General features: G+C 77.5%; 11 protein-coding genes. All 11 read left to right on the top strand.

The window, feature by feature from the left end:
- Nucleotide 1: 1 nt before the first annotated feature.
- The 11 genes from G9H72_RS12075 to G9H72_RS12025 all read left to right on the top strand — a co-directional run bounded on the left by G9H72_RS12075 (nt 2) and on the right by G9H72_RS12025 (nt 11,429).
- Complete coding sequence (locus G9H72_RS12075) at nt 2-1,078, top strand: dihydroorotate dehydrogenase (protein WP_196791131.1); 1,077 nt, start codon at nt 2-4, stop codon at nt 1,076-1,078.
- Nucleotides 1,075-1,818, top strand: coding sequence for an orotidine-5'-phosphate decarboxylase (pyrF, locus tag G9H72_RS12070; RefSeq protein ID WP_166171328.1), 744 nt, complete (start codon nt 1,075-1,077; stop codon nt 1,816-1,818). Before G9H72_RS12075 ends, pyrF begins: the two co-directional genes overlap by 4 nt.
- 111 nt (nt 1,819-1,929) lie before the next feature.
- Nucleotides 1,930-2,253, top strand: coding sequence for an integration host factor, actinobacterial type (gene mihF / locus G9H72_RS12065; protein ID WP_166171326.1), 324 nt, complete (start codon nt 1,930-1,932; stop codon nt 2,251-2,253).
- Entirely contained in the window at nt 2,250-2,849 is a 600-nt protein-coding gene (gene gmk, locus G9H72_RS12060; protein ID WP_166171324.1) for a guanylate kinase, read from the top strand. Before mihF ends, gmk begins: the two co-directional genes overlap by 4 nt.
- 53 nt (nt 2,850-2,902) lie before the next feature.
- Entirely contained in the window at nt 2,903-3,169 is a 267-nt protein-coding gene (gene rpoZ, locus G9H72_RS12055; protein ID WP_166171774.1) for a DNA-directed RNA polymerase subunit omega, read from the top strand.
- A 243-nt stretch (nt 3,170-3,412) separates the two neighbouring features.
- Nucleotides 3,413-4,648 carry a bifunctional phosphopantothenoylcysteine decarboxylase/phosphopantothenate--cysteine ligase CoaBC gene (coaBC, locus tag G9H72_RS12050; protein WP_166171322.1) on the top strand — a complete coding sequence of 412 codons (1,236 nt, stop codon included), beginning with the start codon at nt 3,413-3,415 and terminating at the stop codon, nt 4,646-4,648.
- 217 nt (nt 4,649-4,865) lie between these two features.
- A complete protein-coding gene (gene metK / locus G9H72_RS12045; protein ID WP_166171320.1) occupies nt 4,866-6,068 on the top strand; it encodes a methionine adenosyltransferase in 1,203 nt (400 codons plus the stop codon).
- A 160-nt stretch (nt 6,069-6,228) separates the two neighbouring features.
- The gene (locus tag G9H72_RS12040; RefSeq protein WP_166171773.1) at nt 6,229-8,346 is read left to right on the top strand and encodes a primosomal protein N'; all 2,118 of its coding nucleotides are present in this window, start codon (nt 6,229-6,231) and stop codon (nt 8,344-8,346) included.
- 138 nt (nt 8,347-8,484) lie between these two features.
- A complete protein-coding gene (gene def / locus G9H72_RS12035; protein ID WP_166171318.1) occupies nt 8,485-9,030 on the top strand; it encodes a peptide deformylase in 546 nt (181 codons plus the stop codon).
- A 6-nt stretch (nt 9,031-9,036) separates the two neighbouring features.
- On the top strand, nt 9,037-9,963 hold the full coding sequence (gene fmt / locus G9H72_RS12030; protein ID WP_166171316.1) for a methionyl-tRNA formyltransferase: 927 nt from the start codon (nt 9,037-9,039) through the stop codon (nt 9,961-9,963).
- On the top strand, nt 9,960-11,429 hold the full coding sequence (locus G9H72_RS12025; protein ID WP_166171314.1) for an RsmB/NOP family class I SAM-dependent RNA methyltransferase: 1,470 nt from the start codon (nt 9,960-9,962) through the stop codon (nt 11,427-11,429). The genes fmt and G9H72_RS12025 overlap by 4 nt, the downstream gene beginning before the upstream one ends.
- The last annotated feature ends 7 nt before the right edge of the window (nt 11,430-11,436 follow it).

Genomic DNA, 11,436 nt, shown 5'->3' with positions numbered 1-11,436 from the left:
CATGACGGTCCCTCCCACCGTGCGGCCGGTCGCGCCGCACAGCGCCGACGTGCCCGAGCCCGCGGTCGACATGCGCGCCTCGCTCGCCTGGGCAGCGCTGCCCAACCCGGTCGCCACGGCCTCCGGCTGCGCCGCCAACGGCCGGGAGCTCGCGCGCTTCTACCCGCTGTCCCGCCTCGGGGCGATGGTGACCAAGAGCGTCATGCTCGCGCCGCGCTCCGGCCGGCCCACCCCGCGCATGGCCGAGACGCCCAGCGGCATGCTCAACTCCATCGGCCTGCAGGGCCCCGGCGTCGACGCGTTCGTGCAGCAGGACCTGCCCTGGCTCAAGTCCCAGGGCGCGCGGACGATCGCCTCGATCGCGGCCGGCAGCATCGACGAGTACGCCGAGGTGGCCGCCCGGCTCGCGCTCGCCCCGCCCGGGACGGTGACCGCGGTCGAGGTCAACATCTCCTGCCCCAACGTCGAGGACCGCGGCCTGGTCTTCGCCTGCGACCCCCACGCAGCGGCGGCCGCCGTCGCCGCCGCGCGCGAGGCGACCGACCCGTCGATCCCGGTCCTGGCCAAGCTGTCGCCGGACGTCACCGACATCGTGTCCATCGCGCGGGCCTGCGTCGGCGCGGGTGCCGACGGGCTCACGATGATCAACACCGTGCTCGGCATGGCGATCGACACCACCACGCTGCGCCCCGTCCTCGGCGGCGTCACCGGCGGCCTGTCCGGGCCGGCGATCCGCCCGGTGGCGGTGCGCTGTGTCTGGCAGGTCCACGCCGCGCTGCCCGACGTGCCGATCCTCGGCGTCGGGGGAGTGCGCACCGGGCTCGACGCCCTGCAGCTGATCCTCGCGGGGGCCAGCGCCGTCTCGGTGGGCACCGCCGTCTTCAACGACCCCGGCGCGCCGCTGCGCGTGCTGGGCGAGCTGCGCACGGCGCTGGCCGAGCGCGGGTTCGAGCGGCTGCGCGACGCGGTCGGCTACGCCCATCGTGCCCTCGGCGACGGCGCCGACCGGATCGCCCCGGCCGTGCCCGCGGGGCCGAGCCTGCAGGACTTCGCCCCTGACGCCGAGGAGGCGCTGTGAGCCCGCAGGAGGTCCGCGCGCCCATCGCGGTCGCGCTCGACGCGCCGGACCTCGGGACCGCGACGGCGTGGGCCCGGGCGGCCGGCCCGCACGTGCGCACGCTCAAGGTGGGGCTGGAGCTGTACCTGCGCAGTGGGCGCGAGGCCGTCGAGGCCGTGCGCGAGGCCAGCGGCGGGCGCGAGGTCTTCCTCGACCTCAAGCTGCACGACATCCCGAACACCGTCGCCGGGGCGGTCCGGTCGGTCGCCGGCCTGGCCCCCGACTACCTCACGGTGCACGCCGCCGGCGGCCCGGCGATGGTGCAGGCCGCGGCCGACGCGCTGCCGTCGGGGCGCGTCACGGCGGTCACCGTGCTCACCAGCCTCAGCGCCGGGGACCTGGAGCGGGTCGGCCTCGCCGGGCCGCCGCTCGACGCCGTGCGGCGGCTCGCGGCCCTCGCCGTGGCCGCCGGTGCCGGGGCCCTGGTCTGCTCGCCGCAGGAGGTCCGGGCCGTCCGGCAGGAGGTCGGCCCCGACGTCGTCCTGGTCACGCCCGGGGTGCGGCCGCCAGGGGCGGCCCTCGGCGACCAGGCCCGGGTGTCCACCCCGCAGCAGGCGCTGGCCGACGGTGCGGACCTGCTCGTCATCGGCCGTCCGATCACCGCCGCCACGGACCCGGGGCGGGCGGCAGCCGAGATCGCCGCCTCCGTCTGGGGCGAGCCCGGCGGGCCGGCCCCGACCCACGGCTCGCAGAGCCTGTAGGCAGGGGGTGCATTGCCTCCCCGTCCGACCAGTCGCTAGGTTTCCGGCTTCAGGCCATCGACTTCTTCAGGCCGCCAGAGCAGCCCGGCGTCCAACCGCGAGGTGAACCGCGTGCCCCTTCCCCCCTTGACGCCCGAACAGCGGGCCGCCGCCCTCGAGAAGGCTGCGGCCGTGCGTCGCGCCCGCTCCGAGGTGAAGAGCCGCCTCAAGCACTCGGGTGCCTCCCTCGGCGAGGTGATCGCCACCGGCCAGGAGGACGACGTGGTCGGGAAGATGAAGGTCTCCGCGCTGCTGGAGTCGATGCCGGGCGTGGGCAAGGTCCGGGCCAAGCAGATCATGGAGCGGCTCGGCATCGCCGAGACGCGGCGCGTGCGCGGCCTCGGTGCCAACCAGGTCGCCGCGCTCGAGCGCGAGTTCCCCGCGCGAGACGCGTGACAGCGGCCGCTGCGGCGTCCCCGCCCCCGGCGCCGCGCCGCCTCACCGTCCTGTCCGGGCCTTCCGGGGTGGGCAAGACGACCGTGGTCAAGGCGCTGCGTGAGCGCTACCCCGACGTCTGGGTGTCGGTCTCGGCCACGACGCGCTTCCCCCGCCCGGGGGAGGTCGACGGCGTGCACTACTGGTTCGTCAGCGACGCCGAGTTCGACGCCCTCGTCGCGTCGGGGGACCTGCTCGAGTGGGCGGTCTTCGCGGGCAACCGCTACGGCACGCCGCGCAAGCCGGTGCAGGACAAGCTCGACGCCGGCGTGCCGGTCGTCCTCGAGATCGACCTGCAGGGCGCTCGGCAGGTGCGCGAGCGTGCGCCGGACGCGCTGCTCGTCTTCGTGGCGCCGCCCTCCTGGGACGAGCTCGTCCGCCGGCTGGCCGGGCGGGGCACCGAGCCCGAGGACGTCGTCGCCCGCCGTCTCGAGGCCGCCCGCGAGGAGCTCGCCGCCGAGGGCGAGTTCGACGTGACGCTCGTCAACACGGACGTCGAGGAGCTGTGCATACGGCTGGTAGCCTTGATGGAGTCGCCTGTCAACCCGAGCCGGTGAGCACCGGCTCCGTCCAGGCGGCCGCCCCAACCCGCGACGAGAGCGAGTACAGCGTGTCCGGTTCCCAGGTCGTCCCCGAGGGCATCACCAACCCGCCGATCGACGAGCTGCTGGCGGCCACCGACTCCAAGTACAGCCTCGTGATCTACGGCGCCAAGCGCGCACGGCAGATCAACGCGTACTACTCCCAGCTGGGCGAGGGCCTGCTGGAGTACGTCGGCCCGCTGGTCGAGACGCACGTCCACGAGAAGCCGCTGTCGATCGCGCTGCGCGAGATCAACGCCGGCCTGCTCACGGCGGAGCCGATCGAGCAGCCCTGACCTTCCCCGTCCCGCCCGGATGCGGGCCTGCTCCTCGTGAGCGGGCCCGCATCCGTCGTTCCGGCCCGGCGGGCGCGCACCCGCCGCGGCGCTTCCGGCAGCAGCATTCGGCCCAGCGACCACCTCTGGCCCCCTGGGGCCCACCTGCGGGCCCGTGCCGCGGGCCCGAGGTGGCGCCACCGGTCCAGGAGCCGGCGGGGGCCGCCGCGCGCCGCCGTGCCGCTGCTGGTTTGCTGATCGACCATGGCTGAGATCGTGCTGGGCGTGACCGGCGGCATCGCCGCCTACAAGGCGTGCGAGCTGCTGCGCCGGCTGCGCGAGGCCGGGCACGGGGTCACCGTCGTGCCGACCGACGCGGCGCTGCGCTTCGTCGGGGCCCCGACCTGGGAGGCCCTGTCCGGGCGCCCGGTGCGGCGCGACGTCTGGTCCGACGCCGCCGAGGTCCCGCACGTGCGCATCGGGCGGTCCGCCGACCTCGTCGTCGTCGCACCGGCCACCGCCGACCTGCTGGCCCGGGCCGCCCACGGCCTCGCCGACGACCTGCTCACCAACGTCCTGCTCACCGCGCGCTGCCCGGTGCTGTTCGCGCCGGCGATGCACACCGAGATGTGGGAGCACCCGGCGACCCGGGCCAACGTCGCCCTGCTGCGCGAGCGCGGCGTGCAGGTGCTCGACCCCGCCGTCGGCCGGCTGACCGGCGCCGACTCCGGCCCCGGCCGGCTGCCCGAGCCGGCCCAGATCGCCGAGGCCTGCCGACGCGCCCTGGCCCGGGCGGGCTCGCCCGGGGCGCTGCACGATTTGGCCGGGCGGCGGGTCGTCGTCTCCGCCGGCGGCACCCGCGAGCACCTCGACCCCGTCCGTTTTCTCGGCAACCGCTCGTCCGGGCGGCAGGGCTGGGCGCTGGCCACCACCGCGCTGGCCCGCGGGGCCCGGGTCGACCTCGTCGCCGCGAACGTCGCCCTGCCGGCCCCGGCCGGGGCGAACGTCGTCCCGGTCGGGTCGGCCGCCGACCTGCACGACGCGGTGCTCGGCCTCGCCGCGGGCGCCGACGCGGTGGTCATGGCCGCCGCCGTCGCCGACTTCCGCCCTGTCGCCCGGGCCGACGCGAAGATCAAGAAGGCCGGGAGCGGCGCCCCTCCGATCGAGCTCGAGCAGACCCCGGACGTGCTCGCCGGCCTCGTGCAGGCCCGGGACGCGGGACGGCTCGGCGCGCCCGTGCTCGTGGGCTTCGCCGCGGAGACCGGCGACGAGAGCGCGGACGTGCTCACCCACGGGCGGGCCAAGCTCGCCCGCAAGCGCTGTGACCTGCTCGTCGTCAACGAGGTGGGTGACGGCGCGCGCGCGACCGGCTTCGAGTCCCCGGACAACGCCGGTGTCGTGCTGGGCCTCGACGGCAGCGAGCGCGCGGTGCCGCCGGGGCCGAAGGAGGCGCTCGCCGACGTCGTCTGGGACGCGGTCGGCCGGCTGCTCGCGCGCTGACCCGGCAGACGTGGCGCTCGTCTCACCATCCGGGAGAGTTCCCGGTCGCTGACCGGACTGCCGCCGCCCTCCCGGTAGGCTCGGCGCCTAGCCATCGCCCGCGAGGGCGCCGACCTCGCCCCGACCCGTCCGCCCCGGCCACCGAGCGATCCGCACCCCGATCGCACGGCAGCCGCGTCCGACGACCGGGCCGCTTCGCCGGAGACCAGGAGAGCGCGTGTCCCGACGCCTGTTCACGTCCGAGTCCGTCACCGAGGGCCACCCGGACAAGATCGCCGACCGCATCAGCGACTCGGTGCTCGACGCCCTGCTCAAGGACGACCCCAAGAGCCGCGTCGCCGTCGAGACCCTCATCACGACCGGCCAGGTGCACGTCGCCGGCGAGGTCACGACGCAGGCGTACGCCGACATCCCCGGCATCGTCCGGGACGCCGTGCTCGAGATCGGCTACGACTCCTCCGCCAAGGGCTTCGACGGCCTGTCCTGCGGCGTGTCGGTCTCGATCGGCGCGCAGTCCCCGGACATCGCGCAGGGCGTCGACGTCGCCTACGAGTCGCGCGTCGAGGGCGACGAGGACCCGCTGGACCGCCAGGGGGCCGGCGACCAGGGCCTGATGTTCGGCTACGCGTGCGACGACACGCCCGAGCTCTACCCGCTGCCGATCGCGCTCGCGCACCGGCTGGCGCAGCGGCTGACGGCCGCGCGCAAGGAGGGCACGCTCCCGTACCTCCGCCCCGACGGCAAGACCCAGGTCACCATCGAGTACGACGGCGACCGCGCCGTCCGCCTCGACACCGTGGTCGTCTCCAGCCAGCACGCCGAGGACATCGACATCGTCGGGATGCTCGCACCGGACATCGAGGAGCACGTCATCAAGCCCGTGCTCGCCGAGGCGGCGCCCGAGGGACTGCAGACCGAGGGCCACCGGCTGCTCGTGAACCCGACCGGCAAGTTCGTCATCGGCGGCCCGATGGGCGACGCCGGACTGACCGGCCGCAAGATCATCGTCGACACCTACGGCGGCATGGCCCGTCACGGCGGCGGCGCGTTCTCCGGCAAGGACCCGTCCAAGGTGGACCGCTCCGCGGCCTACGCCATGCGGTGGGTCGCGAAGAACGTCGTCGCGGCGGGCCTCGCCAAGCGCTGCGAGGTGCAGGTCGCGTACGCGATCGGCAAGGCCCACCCGGTCGGCCTGTTCGTCGAGACGTTCGGCACCGGGACCCTCTCCGACGAGATGATCCAGGACGCCGTGCTCGAGGTCTTCGACCTGCGCCCGGCCGCGATCATCCGGGACCTGGACCTGCTGCGCCCGATCTACGCGGCGACGTCGGCGTACGGTCACTTCGGCCGCGACCTGCCCGACTTCACCTGGGAGCGCACCGACCGCGCGGACGCGCTGCGCTCGGCCGCCGGCGCCTGAGCACACGTCCTCGCCCGACGGGCGGCCGCCTCCCTGCGGGGGCGAGCCGCCCGTCGGCGTTTCCGTGCCCGCCCGGGGCTGTGCACGCGGGGGCGCTGGACGGCCGGCGCTGTGGACAGGCCGCCGCCGGTCGGTGCCGGCTGTTAGACCTAGGAGGGTGATCGCGACGGGAGTCGAGCCGCCGCACGAGCAGCTGGCGCTCGTGCGTGAGCAGGTGCGCCGCGCCCGTCCCAAGCCGGCCGACCCGCCTGCCACCTCCCTGCCGGTGGCGCGGGTCGCGGTCGACGTCCCGCTGGCGCACCTGGACCGCACGTTCGACTACCTCGTCACCGAGCCGCAGGCGGAGGCCGCGGTGCCCGGGGCGCGGGTCCGGGTGCGGTTCGCCGGCCGCGACGTGGACGGGTTCGTGCTCGACCGGGCCGAGTCCTCGGACCACACCGGCCGCTTGGAGCCGATCCGGCGGGTCGTCTCCGCCGAGCCCGTGCTGACCCCCGAGGTCGCCCGCCTCGCCCGCGCGGTGGCCGACCGCTACGCCGGCACCCTGGCCGACGTCCTGCGGCTCGCGGTGCCACCGCGGCACGCGGCCGCCGAGGCCGAGCCGGCCCCGCCGGTGCCCGGCACGCCGGTCGAGCCACCGGAGCCCGGCCCGTGGGCGCGCTACCCGGACGGGGCGTCCTACCTCGCGGCCCTGACCGCCGGGAGCGCGCCGCGAGCGGTCTGGGCCGCGCTGCCCGGGGACGCCTGGCCGGACGAGATCGCCCTGGCCGTGCAGGCCACCCTCGCGGGGGGCCGCGGCGCGCTGGTGATCGTGCCGGACGCGCGGGACGTGGCGCGGGTCGACACGGCGCTGACGGAGCGGCTGGGGCCGGGGCGGCACGTCGCCCTCACCGCCGCGCTCGGGCCGGCCGAGCGCTACCGCCGCTTCCTGGCGCTGCGCCGGGGCGCCGCCTCCGCGGTCGTGGGCACCCGGGCCGCGGCCTTCGCCCCGGTGGGACGGCTCGGGCTCGTCGTCTGCTGGGACGACGGGGACGAGAGCCTCGCCGAGCAGCGCGCGCCGTACCCCCACGCCCGGGAGGTCTGCCTGCTGCGCGCCGCGCCGCGCGGGCTGGCGGCCGACACGCCCGCCGCGTGCCCGCCCGGGCTGCTGCTCGGCGGTCGCACGGTCACCGCGGAGGCGATGCAGCTGGTGGAGACCGGCTGGGCGCACCGGCTGGCCGCCGCCCGCGTCGACGTGCGTGCGGCCGCGCCGCGGGTGCGCACGGCCGCGGACGGCCCGCGGGCCGACGACCCGCTGGCCGCCGCCGCCCGCATCCCCAGCTCGGCGTGGCGGACCGCGAGCGCGGCACTCGAGCACGGCCCGGTCCTCGTCCAGGTCCCCCGCGTGGGGTACGTCCCGGCGCTCGCCTGCAGCCGCTGCCGCACGCCGGCCCGCTGCCCGCACTGCTCGGGCCCGCTCGCCCTGCGCGCGGGCGGGTCGGTGCCGGCCTGCCGGTGGTGCGGGCGCGGCGGGCCGGGCTGGCGCTGCGCCGAGTGCGGCGGCACCCGTCCCCGCGCCGTGGTCGTGGGCGCCGCGCGCACCGCGGAGGAGCTCGGGCGCGCCTTCCCGCGCGCCCGCGTGCGCCAGAGCTCGGGGGAGAAGCCGCTGCTGAGCGTGGGCAGCCGCCCGGCCCTGGTGGTCGCCACGCCCGGCGCCGAGCCCGTCGCGGAGGGCGGCTATGCCGCCGCGCTGCTGCTGGACCCGGTGGCCCTGCTCGCCCGGCCCGACCTGCGTGCCGAGGAGGAGGCGCTGCGCCGGTGGGCGGGCGCCGCCGCTCTCGTGCGTCCGGCCGCCGAGGGGGGCGAGGTCGTGCTCTGCGGCGATCCCGGGCTGCCCGGTGTGCAGGCCCTCGTGCGCTGGGACCCGTTCGGCGCGGCCGCCGCCCAGCTCGCCGACCGTGGCCCGCTCGGGCTCCCCCCGGTCGCCCGGGTCGCCACGGTCACCGGCCCGCTGCGCTCGGTGTCCGCGGTCCTGTCGGACGTGCGCCGCACCCTGGAGGGCGCCGGCGTGACCGGAGTGGACGTCGGCCTCCCGGTGCAGCTCGAGCCCTCGGCGCGCGCCCCCGGCGGGCCGCCGCCGGGGGCGACGGACGAGCCCCCGGCGGCCCGCGCGGTCCTGCGCGCCCCGCGGTCGGCCGGGGCCGCGCTCTCGGCGGCGTTGGCCACGGCGCAGGCGCTGCGCTCGGCCCGGCGCGACGCCGAGCCGGTCAGGGTCCGGGTCGACCCGCTCGACCTCGGCTAGCGCCCCGCGTCTGCCGGCCGCCCGTGGTCCCGGGGGGTCCTCGGGATCTGCCGGCCCCGGTTCCGGAGCGCGGGCGGGGCCTGCCCCGTTGCCTAGACTGAGGCGTTCCGCCCACCGTCTGCGAGGAGTGCACCGCCCGTGGCGATCCAGCCCATTCGACTGTTCGGCGACCCGGTGCTGCGCACCAAGGCGGACCCGGTCGTCGACTTCGACAAGGAGCTGCGCACTCTGGTCAAGGATCTGACCGAGACGATGATGGACGCGCCCGGCGCCGGGCTCGCCGCGCCGCAGATCGGCGTCTCGCTGCGCGTCTTCACCTACCACGTCGACGGCGAGCTCGGTCACCTCATCAACCCCAGCCTGGACCTGTCCGAGGAGCAGCAGGACGGCGACGAGGGCTGCCTCTCCCTGCCCGGCATGGCCTTCGACACCCGGCGGGCCATGCGGGTGGTCGCCAAGGGCCAGAACGAGCACGGCGACCCGGTCACGCTCGAGGGCAGCGCGATGCTCGCCCGCTGCGTCCAGCACGAGACCGACCACCTCGACGGCATCCTCTTCATCGACCGGCTGGACCGCGAGCAGCGCAAGCTGGCGCTGCGCGCCCTGCGCGAGGCCGAGTGGGCCGGCGCGCCGGTGCCGACCGTCAAGGACAGCCCGCACGCCACCCACGGCCTGGCGCTGTAGGCCGCCGTGCGCCTCGTCTTCGCCGGCACGCCGGACGTCGCCCTGCCCAGCCTCGACGCGCTGCTCGGCAGCCGGCACGAGGTCGTCGCCGTCGTCACCCGCCCCGACGCCCCCGCGGGCCGCGGGCGCCGGCTCGCGCCGAGCCCGGTCGCCGAGCGTGCCGTCGCCGCCGGGGTGGAGGTGCTCAAGCCCGCCCGGCCGCGGGACCCCGACTTCCTCGAGCGGCTCGCCGAGCTCGCGCCGGACTGCTGCCCCGTCGTCGCCTACGGGGCGCTCGTCCCGCGCGCGGCCCTGGACATCCCGCGCCACGGCTGGGTGAACCTGCACTTCAGCCTGCTGCCGGCCTGGCGTGGGGCGGCGCCCGTCCAGCACGCCGTCCTCGCCGGAGACGAGGTCACCGGGGCGAGCACGTTCCTGCTCGAGGAGGGGCTCGACACCGGGCCGGTCTTCGGGCTGGTCACCGAGGCCGTGCGGCCCACCGACACCAGCGGCGACCTGCTCGGCCGGCTGGCCGTGTCCGGAGCGGGTCTGCTCGCGGCGACGCTCGACGCGATCGAGGACGGCGCCGCGGCGCCGACCCCGCAGCCGGCCGAGGGCGTGAGCCTCGCGCCGAAGCTCACGGTCGAGGACGCCCGGCTCGACTGGTCCCAGCCGGCGTTCGCCGTCGACCGGCGCGCCCGCGCCTGCACGCCCGCGCCGGGGCCGTGGACGACGTTCCGCGGGGAGCGGCTGCGCCTCGGGCCGGTACGCCCGCAGCCGGACGCTCCCGCGCTGGCCCCCGGTGAGCTCGTCGTCGATCGCGCCGGCGCCCGCGTCGGCACCGCCACGGTGCCCGTCCTGCTCGGGGAGGTCCAGCCCGCCGGCAAGCGGCTCATGGGAGCCGCGGACTGGGCGCGCGGCGTACGCCCCGAGCCGGGCGAGCGGCTCGGGTGAGCCCGGCCGACGGAGGGCACGCCCCGCGTGCCCGCTCCGGTCCGGCGGCGCCCGGCCCGTCGCGGCGCGGGGGGCCGCGACGTGCCTCTGCCGGGGCGCGCCCCGCGCGCTCGTCCGACCCGGCCCGCGACACCGCGTACGCCGTGCTCACCGCCGTCCGCGAGCGTGACGCGTACGCCAACCTGGTCCTGCCCGCGCTGCTGCGCGAGCGGCGGCTCGACCCGCGCGACGCCGCGCTCGCCACCGAGCTGGCCTACGGCACCCTGCGCGGGCTCGGCACGTACGACGCGGTCCTCGCCGCGTGCGCGGACCGGCCGCTCGGCCGCGTCGACCCGCCGGTGCTCGATGCCCTGCGCATGGGCGCCCACCAGCTGCTCTCGACCCGGGTCCCGCCCCACGCGGCCGTGTCGGCGACCGTCGACCTGGTGCGCAAGGGGCCTTCTCGCGGGGCCGCGGGGTTCGCGAACGCGGTGCTGCGACGGGTCACCACCCGGGACCGGGACGCGTGGCTGGCCGAGCTCGCGCCGCCGCTCGACGAGGACCCCGTGGGGCACCTCGCACTGGCCCACGCGCACCCGCGCTGGGTGGTGCGCGCGCTGCGTGACGCCCTGGACGGGTCCATGGAGGAGACGGCCGCCGCGCTCGAGGCCGACAACGTGCGCCCGGCGGTGACGCTGGCGGTGCGTCCCGGCCGCGCCGACGTGGAGGAGCTCATCGCCGAGGGAGCCAGCCCCGGCTCCTGGTCGCCGTACGCCGCGGTGCTCGCCGGCGGCGACCCCGGCGACCTGCCCGAGGTCCGCGCCGGCCAGGCCGGTGTGCAGGACGAGGGGAGCCAGCTGGTCGCGCTGGCCGTGGCGGGCGCCCCGCTGGACGGGCCGGACGTGGCCTGGCTCGACGGGTGCGCCGGGCCCGGTGGCAAGGCTGCGCTGCTCGCCGGGCTGGCTGCCGGGCGCGGGGCGCGCGTGCTCGCGGCCGAGCTGGCGCCGCACCGGGCCCGGCTGGTGGCGCAGGCGGCGGTGCCGACGGGGGCGGCGGCCGTGGTCGTCGCCGACTCGACGGCCCCGCCCTGGCGGGCGGGCGTGTTCGACCGGGTCGTGGTCGACGTGCCCTGCAGCGGGCTGGGCGCGCTGCGGCGTCGCCCGGAGGCACGGTGGCGGCGCAAGCCCGAGGACGTCGTCAGGCTCGGCCCGCTGCAGCGGGCGCTGCTGCGCTCCGCACTGGCCTCGGCCCGTCCCGGCGGCGTCGTCGCCTACGCCACGTGCAGCCCGCACCGGGCCGAGACCCGGGACGTGGTGGACGACGTGCTCGCGGGCCGCGACGACGTCGAGCGCATCGACGCCCGCCGGGTCCTGGACGCGGTGACGGCCCGGCCGCTCCCGGCGCTCGGCGAGGGGCCGGACGTGCAGCTCTGGCCGCACCGGCACGGCACCGACGCGATGTACCTCGCCCTGCTGCGCCGGCGCTGAGCCCCCA

The sequence above is a fragment of the Motilibacter aurantiacus genome (assembly GCF_011250645.1).
GTDB classification, from domain to species: domain Bacteria; phylum Actinomycetota; class Actinomycetes; order Motilibacterales; family Motilibacteraceae; genus Motilibacter_A; species Motilibacter_A aurantiacus.
The sequence above is the reverse complement of the archived record's forward strand: the minus strand, read 5'-3'. Positions and strand labels throughout refer to the sequence as shown.

Coding starts and splice junctions, on each gene's coding strand:
- G9H72_RS12075 (WP_196791131.1), top strand. CDS start 2: ATGACGGTCCCTCCCACCGTGCGGCCGGTCGCGCCGCACAGCGCCGAC.
- coaBC (WP_166171322.1), top strand. CDS start 3,413: ATGGCTGAGATCGTGCTGGGCGTGACCGGCGGCATCGCCGCCTACAAG.